Annotated in this window: 18 protein-coding genes; 10 read left to right on the plus strand and 8 right to left on the minus strand. The window is 57.4% G+C overall.

Annotated features, from left to right (window positions below; translation table 11 throughout):
- Nucleotides 1–185 precede the first annotated feature (185 nt).
- The 5 genes from AADJ11_RS14295 (at nt 186) to AADJ11_RS14315 (ending at nt 4,842) form a co-directional block, all read left to right on the plus strand.
- Nucleotides 186–788 carry a LysE family translocator gene (locus tag AADJ11_RS14295; protein ID WP_341235193.1) on the plus strand — a complete coding sequence of 201 codons (603 nt, stop codon included), beginning with the start codon at nt 186–188 and terminating at the stop codon, nt 786–788.
- Nucleotides 785–1,327, plus strand: coding sequence for a GNAT family N-acetyltransferase (locus AADJ11_RS14300; RefSeq protein ID WP_341235194.1), 543 nt, complete (start codon nt 785–787; stop codon nt 1,325–1,327). Before AADJ11_RS14295 ends, AADJ11_RS14300 begins: the two co-directional genes overlap by 4 nt.
- A 28-nt stretch (nt 1,328–1,355) precedes the next feature.
- Nucleotides 1,356–2,390 carry a GTPase ObgE gene (obgE, locus tag AADJ11_RS14305; RefSeq protein WP_341235195.1) on the plus strand — a complete coding sequence of 345 codons (1,035 nt, stop codon included), beginning with the start codon at nt 1,356–1,358 and terminating at the stop codon, nt 2,388–2,390.
- Nucleotides 2,378–3,487 (plus strand): glutamate 5-kinase, encoded by a 1,110-nt coding sequence (proB, locus tag AADJ11_RS14310; protein ID WP_341235196.1) that lies wholly within the window; start codon nt 2,378–2,380, stop codon nt 3,485–3,487. Before obgE ends, proB begins: the two co-directional genes overlap by 13 nt.
- An 89-nt stretch (nt 3,488–3,576) precedes the next feature.
- Complete coding sequence (locus tag AADJ11_RS14315; protein WP_341235197.1) at nt 3,577–4,842, plus strand: glutamate-5-semialdehyde dehydrogenase; 1,266 nt, start codon at nt 3,577–3,579, stop codon at nt 4,840–4,842.
- Nucleotides 4,843–4,864: 22 nt separating this feature from the next.
- On the opposite strand, the gene AADJ11_RS14320 is transcribed toward AADJ11_RS14315, so the two are convergent.
- On the minus strand, nt 4,865–5,461 hold the full coding sequence (locus tag AADJ11_RS14320) for a histidine phosphotransferase family protein (RefSeq protein WP_341235198.1): 597 nt from the start codon (nt 5,459–5,461) through the stop codon (nt 4,865–4,867).
- A gap of 29 nt (nt 5,462–5,490) precedes the next feature.
- Between AADJ11_RS14320 and AADJ11_RS14325 the strand changes: the two genes are divergently transcribed.
- From AADJ11_RS14325 to AADJ11_RS14335, 3 genes are all read left to right on the plus strand, one after another.
- Complete coding sequence (locus AADJ11_RS14325) at nt 5,491–5,694, plus strand: DUF3553 domain-containing protein (protein ID WP_341235199.1); 204 nt, start codon at nt 5,491–5,493, stop codon at nt 5,692–5,694.
- 68 nt (nt 5,695–5,762) lie between these two features.
- Nucleotides 5,763–6,527, plus strand: coding sequence for a GNAT family N-acyltransferase (locus AADJ11_RS14330; RefSeq protein ID WP_341235200.1), 765 nt, complete (start codon nt 5,763–5,765; stop codon nt 6,525–6,527).
- Nucleotides 6,524–7,363, plus strand: coding sequence for a lysophospholipid acyltransferase family protein (locus AADJ11_RS14335; protein WP_341235201.1), 840 nt, complete (start codon nt 6,524–6,526; stop codon nt 7,361–7,363). Before AADJ11_RS14330 ends, AADJ11_RS14335 begins: the two co-directional genes overlap by 4 nt.
- Here AADJ11_RS14335 and AADJ11_RS14340 read toward each other — a convergent pair.
- On the minus strand, nt 7,360–7,893 hold the full coding sequence (locus AADJ11_RS14340; protein ID WP_341235202.1) for a GAF domain-containing protein: 534 nt from the start codon (nt 7,891–7,893) through the stop codon (nt 7,360–7,362). The two genes, AADJ11_RS14335 and AADJ11_RS14340, sit on opposite strands and share 4 nt — an antisense overlap.
- A 327-nt stretch (nt 7,894–8,220) precedes the next feature.
- On the opposite strand from AADJ11_RS14340, the gene rpsB reads away from it, so the two are divergent.
- Both rpsB and tsf read left to right on the plus strand, forming a co-directional pair.
- On the plus strand, nt 8,221–9,090 hold the full coding sequence (gene rpsB, locus AADJ11_RS14345) for a 30S ribosomal protein S2 (RefSeq protein WP_341235522.1): 870 nt from the start codon (nt 8,221–8,223) through the stop codon (nt 9,088–9,090).
- Between the two features lie 125 nt (nt 9,091–9,215).
- Complete coding sequence (tsf, locus tag AADJ11_RS14350; RefSeq protein ID WP_341235203.1) at nt 9,216–10,091, plus strand: translation elongation factor Ts; 876 nt, start codon at nt 9,216–9,218, stop codon at nt 10,089–10,091.
- 70 nt (nt 10,092–10,161) lie between these two features.
- Here tsf and aroQ read toward each other — a convergent pair whose 3' ends face one another.
- The 6 genes from aroQ to AADJ11_RS14380 form a co-directional block, all read right to left on the minus strand.
- Nucleotides 10,162–10,599 (minus strand): type II 3-dehydroquinate dehydratase, encoded by a 438-nt coding sequence (gene aroQ, locus AADJ11_RS14355; protein WP_341235204.1) that lies wholly within the window; start codon nt 10,597–10,599, stop codon nt 10,162–10,164.
- Between the two features lie 54 nt (nt 10,600–10,653).
- Nucleotides 10,654–11,055, minus strand: coding sequence for a rhodanese-like domain-containing protein (locus AADJ11_RS14360; protein ID WP_341235205.1), 402 nt, complete (start codon nt 11,053–11,055; stop codon nt 10,654–10,656).
- Nucleotides 11,056–11,379: 324 nt separating this feature from the next.
- Nucleotides 11,380–11,835 carry an RpiB/LacA/LacB family sugar-phosphate isomerase gene (locus AADJ11_RS14365; RefSeq protein ID WP_341235206.1) on the minus strand — a complete coding sequence of 152 codons (456 nt, stop codon included), beginning with the start codon at nt 11,833–11,835 and terminating at the stop codon, nt 11,380–11,382.
- A gap of 10 nt (nt 11,836–11,845) precedes the next feature.
- A complete protein-coding gene (locus tag AADJ11_RS14370; protein WP_341235207.1) occupies nt 11,846–12,607 on the minus strand; it encodes a triose-phosphate isomerase in 762 nt (253 codons plus the stop codon).
- Nucleotides 12,608–12,764: 157 nt separating this feature from the next.
- Entirely contained in the window at nt 12,765–14,015 is a 1,251-nt protein-coding gene (gene oiaX / locus AADJ11_RS14375; protein ID WP_341235208.1) for a 3-oxo-isoapionate-4-phosphate decarboxylase OiaX, read from the minus strand.
- A gap of 19 nt (nt 14,016–14,034) precedes the next feature.
- Nucleotides 14,035–15,444 carry a four-carbon acid sugar kinase family protein gene (locus AADJ11_RS14380; RefSeq protein ID WP_341235209.1) on the minus strand — a complete coding sequence of 470 codons (1,410 nt, stop codon included), beginning with the start codon at nt 15,442–15,444 and terminating at the stop codon, nt 14,035–14,037.
- Nucleotides 15,445–15,460 lie beyond the last annotated feature (16 nt).

A 15,460-nucleotide genomic window follows, 5' to 3' on the forward strand; every position in this document is an offset into this window, starting at 1 on the left:
GCCGTACCTACAAGGGTTTTGAAAAAATTCAGGGATCGGCGGAAACGCCGGTCCTTTTTTGCTGTTAATCAATTGTTTAATTTACCTGTCCAGAAAGGAAGGGCCCAGATGACACTGCCACAACGCTCTTCCCGGATCATTGGCATCGCGGCGCGTGCGACAGATATATCGGTTGGGGCGTCCTCATGAGCGTCGCAATCGCATCACTGGCGGTATTTGCCGTCAGTCAGGTGGGCACACCGGGCCCCGCCAATATGGCGATGATGGCCACCGGTGCGCGCTTTGGCTTTCGCGCGGCGCTGCCGTTCGTCGCAGGCGTGGTGTTGGGCAAACAACTGATCATCTGGCCCATCGGCTTTGGCCTGATGCAACTGGCCGAACGTGCGCCAATGTTGTTTACGCTGCTGAAATTCGCCTCGGCCGCCTATATCATCTGGCTGGCATGGAAAGTCGCGAACCTGCGGTTGGGGCAGGGGCACGAGACGGCCAGCGCCCCCGGATTTGCCGCCGGACTGATTGTTCATCCCCTCAACCCCAAAGCATGGGCGATGATCGTCGGCAGCTTTACCGCATTTGTTACCCCCGGCACGCCGACCTTGGCTGCCACCGCGACAGTCGCCGCCGTGTTGCTATGCTGTCAGGTCGTCTTGCATCCGCTTTGGACACTTGCCGGGGCAGGTATTGCAAAGACCGTCGCCGGCACCATCTGGGAAAAATACCTGATGTGGACCTTGGCCGCGTTAACGGTTGCATCCGTCCTATTCGTATTGTTCGGAGGAGGAACATGACGGTGGAAATTCTAAAACTACCCGCACAGCCCGTAATTGAAACGGAACGCTTTGACCTGCGCCCTGTGCGCCGCTCTGATCTGGGTCTGATCGAACTTTACGCCAGCGATCCGCGTGTGGCGATGAACACCGTGTCCATCCCGCATCCGCTGCCCCCCGGCGTGATCGAGGCCTATATCAAACGCGCCACCAGCGATGAGCGTGTCGAAGACGTGTGGGTTATGGACGGGCTGAAAACCGGCGGCTCCGAAGTGATGGGGATCATTTCTCTTGTTAAAATGGACCGCGACCAATCCGAGGTCGGCTATTGGGTGGCGCCCGCGTTCTGGAACACCCATCTGGCGTCCGAGGCCGTGCAAGCGCTGGTTCAGGCCAACCCGCTTGGTAACACCAACATGTTTGCCTCTGTTTTTCGTGACAACCCGGCCTCGGCCAAAGTATTAACCAATGCAGGTTTCCGCTATCTTGGGACTGCCGAAAGCTATTGTCTGGCACGCGAGACCTGCGTACCTACATGGACATATAGCATCAAACTGTGATCTGCCGCGCCCCGGAAAGGCCCCTGAAATGAAGTTTCTCGACCTGTGCAAAGTTTACATCCGCTCTGGCGCAGGCGGGGGCGGTTGTGTGTCGTTCCGCCGCGAGAAATACATCGAATATGGTGGCCCTGATGGCGGTGACGGCGGCGGCGGCGGTTCTGTCTGGGCCGAAGCTGTGGATGGTCTGAACACGCTGATCGATTTTCGCTATCAGCAGCACTTTTTTGCCCGCAACGGCCAGCCCGGCATGGGCAAACAACGCACCGGCAAAGACGGCGATGATATCATCCTGCGCGTCCCCGTCGGCACTGAATTGCTGGACGAAGACCAAGAAACCGTTCTCGCCGACATGACCGAACTGGGCCAGCGCGTTGAACTGGCCCGTGGCGGCAATGGCGGCTGGGGCAACCTGCACTTCAAATCCGCGACCAACCAAGCCCCCCGTCGCGCCAACCCCGGCCAAGAAGGCGTTGAACGCACGATCTGGCTACGCCTGAAACTGATCGCCGATGTGGGCCTGCTGGGCCTGCCGAACGCGGGCAAATCCACGTTTCTGGCTGCAACCTCAAACGCGCGTCCGAAAATCGCCGACTATCCGTTTACGACCCTGCACCCGAATTTGGGCGTTGTGGGCGTGGATAACACCGAATTTGTGGTCGCCGACATCCCCGGCCTGATCGAAGGGGCCTCCGAAGGACGCGGCCTTGGTGATCTGTTCTTGGGCCACGTGGAACGCTGCGCCGTGCTGCTGCATTTGATCGACGGCACCTCTGCCACCATTGCCGAGGATTACCAAACCATCATCACCGAGCTTGAAAAATACGGCGGTGATCTGGCCAACAAACCGCGTGTGACCGTGCTGAACAAGATCGACGCCTTGGACGAAGAAGAACGTGAAGCCGCCCGTGCTGAATTGGAAGAAGCCTGCGGTGGCGACGTGATGATGATGTCCGGCGTTGCCCGCGAAGGCGTGACCGATGTGTTGCGTGCCTTGCGCGGACAGATCGACGATGACCGCCTGCGGTTCCGCCCCGTCGAGGAAGAAGCGCCTTGGGCTCCCTAAGCGACGGCAAACGTATTGTTGTTAAAATCGGCTCGGCCCTATTGGTGGACCGGGCAACAGGCAAGCTTCGCGCCGATTGGTTACGCTCGCTGGCCCAGGACGTGGCATGGCTCAAGGGGCAGGGCAAAGACGTCGTGCTGGTCTCCTCAGGCTCCATCGCGTTGGGGCGCGGTGTGCTGGGCCTGCCCGCAACCACGCTGGCGCTGGAACAATCCCAAGCGGCCGCCGCCGTTGGCCAGATCCGCCTTGCCCGCGCCTATGAAGAGGCGCTTGAACCCCACGGCATAACCACAGCACAGGTGTTGGTCACCCTCGAAGACAGCGCCGATCGTCGCCGCTATCTGAACAGCCGCGCCACGCTGGAGCAACTGCTGTCCCTTGGTGCCGTGCCCATCGTCAATGAAAACGATACTGTCGCCACCGACGAAATCCGCTTTGGTGATAACGACCGCCTTGCCGCGCAAATCGCGGTGACCGTGGGGGCCGACCAGCTGATCTTGCTGTCGGATGTGGATGGGTTCTATTCGGCAAACCCCAACGACGACCCGACCGCCATCCGCTATGAAACCGTCACGACAATCACCCCCGAGATCGAGGCGCAGGCCGGCGATGCAGGATCAGGTCTGTCCAAGGGCGGTATGAAAACCAAGCTGATGGCCGCCAAAACCGCGACCGCCGCGGGCTGCGCCATGGCCATCTCCGAAGGGTCGCCCCTGCGGCCGTTATTTGCGTTGGAAAACGGTGCGAATGCCACATGGTTTACCGCGCAGTCCGACCCGCAAACCGCCCGCAAGCTTTGGATCACCGCGATGAAACCGCGCGGCAGTGTGACCCTTGATGCCGGTGCCGTGGCCGCCATGTCACGGGGCAAATCCCTGCTGCCCGCTGGCGTCACGTCGGTGCAGGGCCCCTTTGCGCGGGGCGATAGCATTTCGATCCTAACGCCGGACGGGCACACCATTGGATACGGGCTTACGCGTTATTCCTCTCACGAGGCGCAGATTATCAAAGGCCACCAAAGCACTGAAATAGAAGAGCTTTTGGGCTCTCCGGGCCGCGCAGCCCTGATCCACCGGGATGATCTAGCACTCTCTTGAGTTCCAAATGGTTTAAAATCCTCGCCGAAGGCTTTAGGTAGTGCTGTAACCGAATTTAATAAAAGTGATCTGAAATAATGACCTTGGACATGACACAGACATCTGACATTCCCGCGTTGATGGCAGACATTGGCCAACGTGCCAAAGCAGCCGCCGCGACCCTTGGCTTTGCCACCGCCGAGCAGAAACAAACCGCCCTTGAAAACGCCGCCGATGCCATGTGGGACGCGCGCGCTGATATCTTGGCCGCCAACGCGCAAGACATGGAATTTGGCCGGGACAAGGGCCTGTCTGACGCGATGATGGACCGTCTTTTGCTGGACGAGGGACGGATCAAAGCGATCACCGACAGCTTGCGCAGTATTGCGGCGCAAAAAGACCCAGTTGGCGAGGTTCTGACAGAATGGGACCAACCCTCGGGCCTGCACATTCAACGTGTGCGCACGCCTTTGGGTGTGATCGGCGTGATCTATGAATCGCGCCCCAATGTGACCGCTGACGCCGGTGCCTTGTGCCTCAAGGCCGGGAATGCCGTCATTCTGCGCGGCGGCTCGGAAAGCTTTCATTCCTCGCGCGCTATTCACGCGGCCTTGCAACAAGGGCTTGAGGCCGCTGGCCTGCCCAAGGATGCGATCCAGCTTGTCCCAACCCGTAACCGTGCCGCTGTAAGCGAAATGTTGACCATGACCGACACGATTGACGTGATCGTCCCCCGTGGTGGCAAGGGGCTGGTCGGCCTTGTCCAGCGCGAGGCCCGCGTGCCGGTTTTTGCCCATCTCGAAGGGATCGTGCACATCTATATCGACGAGGCTGCCGATCCCGAAAAGGTTCTAAAGGTCGTGTTGAACGCAAAAACCCGCCGGACCGGTATTTGCGGATCGGCTGAATGTCTGCTGATCCACGAAAAAGTCGCGCGTACCATTGGCAAGGGCGTGATCAAAGCGTTGATCGACGCCGGTGTCGAAGTCCGCGCCGCCGCACCCCTGTCCGAGATTGAGGGCACAGTGCCCGCCACCGATGACGACTGGGGTCACGAGTATCTGGACATGATCATCGCCGCGAAAACCGTACCAGATGTCGACGGGGCCATCGCGCATATCCGTGAATTCGGCTCCAACCACACGGACTGTATCATCACCGAAGACGATGCGGTGGCGACCAAATTCATGACCCGTTTGGATTCAGCCATTTTGATGCATAACGCGTCCACGCAGTTTGCTGATGGCGGGGAATTTGGCATGGGGGCCGAGATCGGGATTGCCACAGGTAAAATGCACGCGCGCGGCCCTGTCGGGGCCGAGCAGCTGACCAGCTTTAAATACCTCGTGCGCGGGGATGGTACCGTTCGCAGCTAAGGCACCCTGAAACGGGGGTGGTTTAGAACGACAATGTAATCTCGTTTTCGAGGATTTGTGAGGTCACCTGCTTGCCCGCTTCGCGCGCGATGATGGGCAGCAAGCCAAATTGGACCTGCGAGGGCCGCAGCTTGATCGCCGATTGCCCGGTGGCCAGCACCGACCATAATTCTGCATCAATGTTAAGCTTTTCAGCCTGTCCGGTCAGAACCCATTTGCTGCCTGACGACCTGACCGTAACGGTGCCGCCATAGGGCATGCCCGTTTCCATGCACAGCAGCGCCAGAAAACACATCCGTATATCCGGACGCTGTTGCGCCTCGTTTAGGGTCCAGATCACATCCCAACGGGTGGTTTGATGATAGTCGTCCAAAATACCTTTGGCCTCAGACACACCAATCGTCTGATTTCCGGCCACCCCGAACGCCACCCGAAAAAACCGGATGCGCGCGCTGGCACTGCAAACGCTCTCGTCAATCAGCTCCATTTCCGCGGTTGATCCGTCAGCGGCCATCGAAAGCAGTTCCAGCCCATTGTTGACCGCGCCAATGGGCGATATCAAATCATGACAAATGCGGCTGCCCACCAATGCTGCAAGCTCGATCTCTGAATTAGGCATGCGTTGCCACCCCTGCTAAAGGAAACCCCATGGATGATCTGAATGCCATTTTGACGCCCGGCATGTTGGTACGGCACCCGGAACATCCAAACTGGGGTGTCGGACAGGTCCAAAGTAACATAGCTGGCAAAGTGACAGTTAACTTTCGCAGCGAAGGCAAAATGGTCATAGATAGTTTCCGGGTCGGTTTGACGCCTGTCTTTGGTGACAGTTCCAGGTTAGCAAAAGGTTAACAGCATCTGACCCCGCCGGAAACCACTCTGTCCGATCCCCGCCATCAACCACGACCAAGGAAGCCCCATTGACCTTTGGAACCGCCGCAGATTTTGAGCTGAAGCTGGCCCAAACACCGGCTGATCTGCGCGCGGCGCAGCGCTTGCGTTATGATGTATTTGTGGCGGAGCTAGGGGCCAGCGGGGCCATGGTTGACCATGATCAACAGCTTGAGAAAGACGAGTTTGACGGCTTTGTCGATCACCTGATCCTGACGTGCAAGAAAACCGATCGGGTTGTGGGCGTTTACCGGCTTTTGCAGGCCGAGGCGGCAGAAAGGGCAGGGGGTTTCTATTCCGAGACGGAATATGACCTGACCCTGCTCAAACGCTCGGGCCGGCGGTTGCTGGAATTGGGGCGCTCGTGTTTGCATCCGGATTACCGCCGCGGGATGGCCCTGCATCATCTGTGGTCCGGGCTTGCTACCTATGTCGCGCAGCATCAGATCGAGATATTGTTCGGGGTGGCCAGCTTTCACGGGACAGATATTTCAGCGCTGGCGCAACCGTTGTCGCTGCTGCATCGAAACCACCTTGCGCCGCCCGAATTACGGGTGCGCGCCCGTCAGGATGCCTATCAGAACATGAACATCATACCCGCCGAAGAGCTGGACCGCCGCAGCGCCATGGTCCAGGTGCCCGGCCTGATCAAAGCATATTTGCGCCTTGGGGGTTGCGTCGGGGACGGCGCGTTTATTGATCACGCGTTTAACACCACAGATGTCTGCCTGATCATGGACACCGCCAAGCTGAACGACCGCCAAGCGCGCATTTATAGCGGAGCAATCAAATGAACCCCCGTTGGGACGGCTCGGAGACGTTGATGGTGCACCGCATCGGCCCGGTGGGCTGGCTGCGCGTGTTGGTGCGCGGTGTGGCGCTCGCGCTGCTTGTCGCCATCGGCTTGATCATCTTGATGCTGATCCGGCTGATTGAACGGCCCTTGTGTGGGCAGGGCAGGCCGGTATCGCCCCATATTACCCAAGCGGTCTGCCGCACGGCGTTCTGGATCATCGGGTTGCGCCGCCGCCGCATCGGCACCGCTATGCAGCACCCCGGTGCCGTGGTCGCAAACCACGCCAGCTGGCTGGATATTTTTTCGCTCAACGCCAGCCAGCGTATCTATTTCGTGGCCAAATCCGAAGTGGCCGGCTGGCCCGGTATCGGCTGGTTGGCCCGCGCCACCGGCACGGTTTTCATTGAACGCAACCCAAAGCGCGCGCGCGAACAAACCGAATTGTTTCAACAGCGGCTTTTGCACAATCACCGTTTGCTGTTCTTCCCAGAAGGCACCAGCACCGACGGGCAGCGGGTTCTGCCCTTTAAAACAACGTTGTTTCAAGCCTTCATGGCACCACAACTGCGCGATGTAATCTGGATACAGCCGGTCAGCGTGACCTATAGCACGCCGGATGGATCAGACGACCGGTTCTATGGCTGGTGGGGTGACATGTCCTTTGGCGCGCATCTGCTGGCGACCCTCGCGGCCAAGGACCACGGCATGGTGATCACGCGCTATCATCCGCCGCTCAAGGTGTCTGACTTTGCGGATCGCAAAACGCTTGCCCTGACCTGCGAACGCATTGTCCGCGAGGGGCATCAGACCGATCTGTTGGGCAGCAACGCCTAAGACAACAGCGCCAGCGGCACCGACAGAACGGCCGCCAGAAAAACGGCTGCTGTGATTTCGTCCGGCTTGAAACCATCGGGCTGCGCACTGCCTGACATTTCGACCGTGCCCCAAACCGTGCCATCAAACAAAATCGGCACCCCGATATAGCGCGCGGGGGGGCGGCCGCTTAGGTCGACTGCTTTTGTAATCGGGGTCGCTTTGTCAGCCTCGGCCGCGATCAGCGTTCTTTGCCGGATCATCTGACCCGTCGCATAAAGGTCAATTTCCTTGAGCGGCACAGATTGTGGCCAAATATCCGACGGCGTGGCGCACAGAATGCGCACCCGCTTTTTCTTGATTTGTGTAATGCAGACATCTTCCATGCGCAGGGCATCGCGTGCCGCAACCAGCAGCATTTGCAGTCGATCATTGATCAAATACCCTTGCTCTCCAAGGATATTTTGAACATCACGGGCGAACGCCTCGATCATCGGCTCCGTTTTGGATGCAGCGGTCTCGCGAAAAGATAGCGGGATGGGATCGTCCAAAAGAAATAAGCTCCCTTAGCAATATGGATGGCAAAATCAGGCGGTGAAGTGGCGCAATAATGACCCCATAACAGCAAACATTATCGCGCATCAACTTCTGCGAGAGGGTTTTTATCGATTTCCCTTTTTTCGACAGGATGGCCGGTTATTGACGGTGGGTCGGTCAGAAACACCCCTTGTACATCCTGAAAATCCGTCCTATACGCGCGCTACTTAAACCCGCAGTCGGGGTTGGGCCTTTGAGGGAGAAATCCTTGAATGTCCGCCGGTTGGTCCCAACACGGGATCGAGACCCCCGACGAGGCAAAACCGGAAAGGTATAAAGACATGGCTCTTCCAGAGTTCTCCATGCGCCAACTGCTTGAAGCAGGCGTACACTTCGGCCACCAAACGCAGCGTTGGAACCCACGTATGGGTCCATACATCTATGGCGCGCGTAACGGCATCCACATCATGGATTTGACACAGACTGTTCCAATGCTGGACCAGGCCCTGCAAGTCATCCGTGACACCGTCGCCAAAGGCGGCAGCATTCTTTTCGTTGGTACCAAGCGTCAGGCCGCACAGCCTATCGCCGATGCCGCTGAGAAATGCGCACAGTATTACATGAACCACCGTTGGTTGGGTGGCACATTGACCAACTGGCAGACTGTTTCCAAGTCGATCCAGCGTCTGAAATCCATCGACGAGCAATCCGAAAACGGCTTTACCGGCCTGACCAAGAAAGAGCGTCTTGGCATGGAGCGTGACCAGTTCAAACTGGAAGCATCCCTTGGTGGTATCCGCGAAATGGGCGGCCGTCCTGACCTGATCTTTGTCATCGACGTGAAAAAAGAAGCACTGGCAGTCGCCGAAGCCAACAAACTGGGGATCCCTGTGATCGCCGTTGTTGACACCAACTGCTCGCCAGATGGCATCGACTACATCATCCCGGGCAACGACGACGCGGCACGCGCCATCGGCCTGTATTGCGACCTTGCAGCACGTGCAGCACTTGACGGCATGTCCGCTCAGCTTGGTGCAGCCGGTGTTGACCTTGGTGCAATGGAAGAAGCACCCGAGGAAGAAGCATTGATCGGTGGCGGCGTTGAAGTTGGCGCAGCATCCACCGAAACTGTTTCCAACGACGCAATGAGCGCCGACGCACCTTTGGATATCGAATCCAAGCAGGAAACTGTCGAAGCGGCAAAGTCCTAAGCGGCAAAGCTAAAAGGCGGGCAGGGGACATACCCCTGCCTGTCGTCAAACCGTTACATTTTTGAGACATGAGTGCAGGCTAAACCTGCCCCTCATATCATCCCAATTCAAGGAGAACCAAAGCGATGGCAATCACAGCATCCATGGTCAAAGAACTGCGCGACACCACCGGTGCCGGCATGATGGACGCCAAAAAGGCGCTGACGGAAAACGACGGTGACATGGAAGCCGCCGTTGACTGGCTGCGCACCAAAGGTCTGGCCAAAGCCGCCAAAAAATCCGGTCGTACCGCCGCAGAAGGTCTGGTCGCAGTTAAAGTCGAAGGCGGCCACGGTGTTGCAGTCGAAGTAAACTCCGAGACCGATTTTGTTGGCAAGAACGCCGACTTCCAGAAAATGGTTTCCGGCATTGCCGACGTCGCTGTAAACGTGTCCGACATCGACGCGCTGAACGCAGCCGACATGGGCGGCAAGCCCGTTTCGACCGTTATCACAGACGCAATCGCGACAATCGGTGAAAACATGTCGGTACGCCGCATGCAGTCCCTGGATGGCGATATCGTTGTATCCTATGTGCACAACGCAGCGGCACCTGGCATGGGCAAAATCGGTGTTCTGGTCGCAATGACCGGCGGCGACGAAGCGCTTGGCAAACAGATCGCAATGCACATCGCAGCGATCAACCCAGCAGCCCTGTCCGAAGCCGATCTTGACCCAGCCGTGGTCGAGAAAGAAAAGCAGGTTCAAATGGATATCGCACGCGAATCCGGCAAGCCTGACGCCGTGATCGAGAAAATGATCGTTGGCCGCATGCAAAAGTACATGTCCGAAGTGACATTGCTGAACCAAGCGTTTGTTGTGAACCCAGACCTGACCGTGGGTGCCGCTGCAAAAGAAGCCGGCGCAACCATCACCGGTTTCGTACGTTTGGAAGTTGGCGAAGGCATCGAAGTCGTCAAAGAAGACTTTGCTGCTGAAGTTGCAAAAGCCGCCAAAGGCTAAGCGATCCAATAGCAAGATCTAGGGGCGGGGCGCGGATGCGTTTCCGCCTTTTTCATTTTAAATTAGTGACTTAGCTGCTTAGATGCGCCTTGATAGCATCAAGTGCCAGCACATACCCCTGCGCGCCAAATCCGCAAATCTGACCCACCGCTACAGGTGCGATATAGGATTTGTGCCGATATGCTTCTCTGGCGTGAATATTGCTCAGGTGCACTTCGACCACGGGCAGTTCAACCGATGAAATCGCATCCATCAGCGCAATCGACGTATGGGTATAGGCACCCGCGTTCAGGATAATGCCCGCATGGCTGCCCTTGGCCGCATGGATGTGATCGATCATCGCACCCTCGTGGTTTGACTGCTCAAACCCGATCTTCAGGCCCAGTGTATCAGCATGGCTGCGGCACAGCGCTTCGACATCCGCCAAGGTCGTTGCCCCGTAAACCTCGGGCTGGCGCGTGCCTAAAAGGTTCAAATTCGGTCCGTTCAGGATCAAAATAGATGTCATATACCGTGCCTTTTGTCGTGGTCCCGCTGGTCTAGCACAGCCGCCAATGCCTGTTTAGTCTTTCTTTTCAGGGAACTCGACAGGCCCGCCGTGATCCTTCCAGGTTGAAAACCCTTCTTTCAGATGCGCGGCCTCAAACCCCATGTCTTGCAAAGTCGCCGTGGTGATGGCCGACCGCCAGCCCGAGGCGCAGTGAAACACAAACGCCTTATCCTCGCCGAAGATCGGTTTGAAATAGGGGCTGTCGGGGTCGATCCAGAATTCGATCATACCGCGCGGCGCATGAAAACTGCCCGGAATATAACCGCTGCGCTGGCGTTCGCGGATGTCGCGCAAATCAACGATCACAACGCCAGGATCCTCTAACATGGCAATCAGATCGGGGGTTTCGACCTCCTTAATCCGGGCGCGCGCAGCCTGTACCATCTGCGCCGACGACATTTTCAACGTGACCATTTCAAGTCCTTTCAAGACGGCTGCCATATATCCTTAAATGCACCAATACGGATGGAAGATTGGATTGGCGCTGTTACTGTGAACTATGGGCAGCAGATCAAGATAGGTAAAGACGGGGCGTGGTAATAGCCGCGGTTGATTGTGTCGAACGGTTCCAAAGCTGAAACGGTGCGCCGGGAATTTTGCAAACAATATCAGGCAGTTCAGATCGGATGTAGATGTATAGCATCACGTCGCTAGCGCGATCACAGCGCATCAATATATTACATAATACCAATTATAAGTATTACGTATATATCCTTAAGCCGCGCCCTAACTCTTGTTTCAACCGGCTGTGTATTGCGCGCCAAGCGCGTTGATTGCTTCGACATTTTGCGCAGATGCCCCTGCGGGATCGAACTCTTTCTCAAGATACGCATCGACGATTGTCTTGGCCAATTCAACGGCGACCGTGCGTGCGCCCAGCGTTATGATCTGTGCGTTATTCGACGTAGCGGCTTTCGCGGCCGAATAGCTATCGCTGACCAAGGCCGCGCGGATGCCCGGCACCTTGTTCGCCGCGATACAAACGCCGATACCGGTGCCACAGCACAGGATCGCCCGGTCATAGGTTCCATTGACCACCTGCGACGCAACCCGCGCCGCAAGGTTCGCATAATAGTCGTCTGGCCCGCTCTCAGTACGCGAAATCTCGGACACCTCGAAACGGTCTGACAGATATTCGGCCAAGGCAATGGCCAGTGGTTCACCAGCGCTGTCACCCGCGACTGCAATTTTCATGACGTCTCTCCTAACTATGTTGCGCAGCAGCGCAGCGTTGCAGAATGTCCAGATATCCATCGACATCCCAAGCGGAACGACCGATGAACAACCCGTCGATATTGGGGCATTTCAGCAGTTCGACGCAGTTATCCGGGTTAACCGACCCGCCGTATAAACACGGGACCCTGCGGCCCAATACGTTTTCGGCGACGGCAATGATCTCGGCATGGCGGTCGTTCGCATATGCCGCGCTGGCGGGAATTCCGTTTTCTCCGATCGCCCAAACAGGTTCATAGGCAAAAAGGATGGTCGCATTCTTCTTGGCTTCGGGGATAAGGCCCAATGCCGCACGGACCTGATGTTCAAGGACCTCAGGCCCCTCCCCCGCATTGCGCTGGTCCAGCGTTTCCCCAATACAAATCAATGGGATAAGGTCATTTTTCACCGCAGCGGCAGTCTTGCGACCCACGAATTCATCCGTTTCGCCAAAGAAGCTGCGGCGCTCTGAATGGCCCAGCTCGACCATATCCGCCCCGCAATCCCTCAACATCGGCGGCGAAATTTCACCGGTCCACGCGCCTTTATCCGCCCAATGCATATTTTGCGCGCCGACCTTGACCGATGTCCCTTCCAAGACGCGCCTGACCTCGCGCAGCGTGGTGAACGGCGGGATGACAAAGCGCTGGATGGCTGGATCTGCATCAATGTCGGCCTGACCAAGCTTTGATGCGAAAGCCACTGCCTCGGGCAGCGTCTTGTTCATCTTCCAACTGGTGCCGACCCATTTCATTTATGTGTTCTCCGGTCCCAGCAGACTGATTCAACTGGTATGACCACATAATTATTATGCTTTCTCGATCAATGCAAGGAATCTGACAGCACTCGGTCACGTCCCGCACAACAATGGTCGCTCAAAGGCGTATAACAGGCCAAACCCGCCCGACCGATCAGCCCCATTTGGCAAGCGCTGCGGCAAGTTCGGGGTGGTCTTTCGCATAGGTATCAAGCGCGACGTCTTGCTCGGCGGCTTGCCAAGCCTGCTTGATCGCTTTGACACCTGCAGCTGCGCCCATGGGGTGCCCATGGATGCCGCCGCCGCCCAGATACATCAGATCAAGGCTCCGCCCGGTGCGCCGGTAGGTCTCAACCGCCTGCCCGCCCCATTGGCCCGAACAAACAACTGGCAGCGCGCAATCCTCCTCGCGGAAAATCGGCGTTGTAACGTCGTCAAAGGACTTTACGAAACTCTCGTCCGGCTCCCAATATTTGGCACCTATGCCATTGATTTGAAACTGATCGACCCCCAGCAAGCGCCATATTTTCTGATAGGCCCGAAACTCCATCCCCAAGCCGGGGTGGCGGGTCAGAATATCCCAACCGTTGCGGTGCGCGTGCAGACAAAGCTGCGATCGTTTGCGCAGAAATGACATCCCGCCATAGCCGATGGAGTTGATGTTGATCACCGCCGCGTTGCCACCGGCGTCAAGCACCAGATCATGATTTCGCATCATTGTATCAGGGTCCGCAGCCGAGATTCCAAAGGCATACATGACCTTCTTACCGGTCTTTTGCTGGTGGTTTTTGATGACCGGCATAATCGCCTTTACCCGATCCGCGACAGAGGAATAGCCGGGGTTCATCAGCTTTTCATCGTCTTTGATAAAATCGACACCCGCGTCACAGAGCAATTGCACCACCTGCGCAGTCTCGGTCGGCAGCAGCCCGAGCGACGGCTTGATAATCGACGCGATAATCGGCCCTTTTTCAACGCCGGTCAAACGGCGGGACCCGGCAATCCCGAACTGCGGTCCTGGATGACAATCCCATGCTTGGGGCAGATCGATATCCATCACCCGGACGCCGCTTAACCCCCGCACGGCAAAGACACCGCCAATGGTGATCGTCATCAGCGCGGCGATATCCGTTGAGACGGCCTCGAGCGGATAGGCGATCACCGCATCCGCGCGGTTATAAGGCCCCTGCCCCGGTGCATCTGGCAGCGACGGCTGTTCAGCAGATTCCAGCGGGGTCAGTTTCACCACCCGAGCAGCACAGCGTTTGCGCACGGCCTCGGTCTCTCCCGGAAGCTCCGTAAAGGTGCCAGTGGACTGATCTGACGCGATTTTCTCGGCCAGAGCACCAACATCGCCCGAGGTTTCAAGCCGGTAGGTGACGTGGATCCAGTCGCTGTTCATCATATCCTCGGCCCTTGGTTATTCACTGCCGCGGCCCCCCGCCATCGCGGACCCATCCGAAATAGTCTTCCGATCCCATTTGCCCGCCCTTCAACGCCAGCTCTAACCCGTCGAATGCATTGGTTGAATGCACCCGGCAAATTGATGCCCCCGGAATGGTCGGGGCCAGTGCTGTCAGCGCGAAGATACCAAGCTGCTGCGTCACACTGCCCGAGGTATCGCCGCCCGACACAACAGCCCGTCGAACGCCGCAATCTGTTAAGACCTGCTTGAGGATACGGCCCAAGGTTTTGCCGATCTTCTGGTTAACGTCGCTCATACTCAGGCGCGATTGTGATACGGCTTCGATCAGCTGACCCACCATCGGATCATCCGGACCTGCCGCAGAATAGACCAACGGATCACGCCCTTGGGACAGGGCGTGTTTAGACGCCTTTATCACACGCGCAATCTCGCGGTCGGTTGCAGCCTCATCGTAACACAGCTGCGTCGCATCAAGGGCGATGCATTCAAACCCGTTCTGTTTGGACCATTCAATCTGACTGGCCGTGGTGGGCGAGACCGAGCCTGACACACACATCATTGCAGCGGCTTTCCCAATGCCCGACGGCGGCGCAATCGGTTCAAGAACTCCCGTTCGCTGCCAGTGCTCGACCAGCGCATATTCGATCCCTTGGGATCCAACGACGAACGGCATCGCACGGCGGTTTTCCCAGATTATCCGCCCCGCAGCAGCATCCGTGTCGTCGTTCACGCTGTCAATTGAAACAAGCGTCGACCCGTCCGCCTGTCCGCGCTTTTGGGGCGCATAAGTCAATGACGCAGTCATCTCATTGAACGGTATCAGCTCTGCGTTCAGACGATCCGACTGCATTAGAATATGTGCAGCAACATCGGGTTCTTGCATTGGTGAGACGGGATGGCGGGCCATGACCGGGTGCTGATCCAGACGAAACGTCTGATCGCCCATCCCCGCGAAAAGCTGCCCGAAACACTGGTACCTGCGCATTTTCGGGGCCGCGACAAGCACGGGGATCGACCGGCTATCGAAACACGCCGCGCCCAGTTCAATGGCTTTGCCAATCGATCCGATATGCGGTGCGGAATCCAGTGTTGAACAGACCTTGTAGTGAACAATCTCGGGCTCTAACGCCTTGATCCGGTCAAAGGCCAAAGGCAGATGCCGATCCATCCAATCTGGTGTTTGCGCCCGCGCCGTTGACGCGACACCAAAGCCCTGAAGACCCGGAAATTGGTCAAGTTGCTGGACCGTCGGCACCTCCAGAAACAGCGCCGTTTTGATACCGGCAAAGTTCAACACTTCCATCGTCGCCGCGGCACCAGTGAAGTCGTCCGCATACCACGCCACAAGCAGTTTATCAGCAGATAAGCGCATGCCTTCACGGCTGGGGGTGTTGATTTCTCTAGACATTTCTCATGACTAGTAT

This window comes from uncultured Sulfitobacter sp. (assembly GCF_964021855.1).
GTDB lineage: Bacteria > Pseudomonadota > Alphaproteobacteria > Rhodobacterales > Rhodobacteraceae > Sulfitobacter.

Coding starts and splice junctions, on each gene's coding strand:
- AADJ11_RS14295 (WP_341235193.1), top strand. CDS start 186: ATGAGCGTCGCAATCGCATCACTGGCGGTATTTGCCGTCAGTCAGGTG.
- AADJ11_RS14300 (WP_341235194.1), top strand. CDS start 785: ATGACGGTGGAAATTCTAAAACTACCCGCACAGCCCGTAATTGAAACG.
- obgE (WP_341235195.1), top strand. CDS start 1,356: ATGAAGTTTCTCGACCTGTGCAAAGTTTACATCCGCTCTGGCGCAGGC.
- AADJ11_RS14315 (WP_341235197.1), top strand. CDS start 3,577: ATGACACAGACATCTGACATTCCCGCGTTGATGGCAGACATTGGCCAA.
- AADJ11_RS14320 (WP_341235198.1), bottom strand. CDS start 5,461: ATGCCTAATTCAGAGATCGAGCTTGCAGCATTGGTGGGCAGCCGCATT.
- AADJ11_RS14325 (WP_341235199.1), top strand. CDS start 5,491: ATGGATGATCTGAATGCCATTTTGACGCCCGGCATGTTGGTACGGCAC.
- AADJ11_RS14335 (WP_341235201.1), top strand. CDS start 6,524: ATGAACCCCCGTTGGGACGGCTCGGAGACGTTGATGGTGCACCGCATC.
- rpsB (WP_341235522.1), top strand. CDS start 8,221: ATGGCTCTTCCAGAGTTCTCCATGCGCCAACTGCTTGAAGCAGGCGTA.
- tsf (WP_341235203.1), top strand. CDS start 9,216: ATGGCAATCACAGCATCCATGGTCAAAGAACTGCGCGACACCACCGGT.
- aroQ (WP_341235204.1), bottom strand. CDS start 10,599: ATGACATCTATTTTGATCCTGAACGGACCGAATTTGAACCTTTTAGGC.
- AADJ11_RS14360 (WP_341235205.1), bottom strand. CDS start 11,055: ATGGTCACGTTGAAAATGTCGTCGGCGCAGATGGTACAGGCTGCGCGC.
- AADJ11_RS14365 (WP_341235206.1), bottom strand. CDS start 11,835: ATGAAAATTGCAGTCGCGGGTGACAGCGCTGGTGAACCACTGGCCATT.
- AADJ11_RS14370 (WP_341235207.1), bottom strand. CDS start 12,607: ATGAAATGGGTCGGCACCAGTTGGAAGATGAACAAGACGCTGCCCGAG.
- oiaX (WP_341235208.1), bottom strand. CDS start 14,015: ATGATGAACAGCGACTGGATCCACGTCACCTACCGGCTTGAAACCTCG.
- AADJ11_RS14380 (WP_341235209.1), bottom strand. CDS start 15,444: ATGTCTAGAGAAATCAACACCCCCAGCCGTGAAGGCATGCGCTTATCT.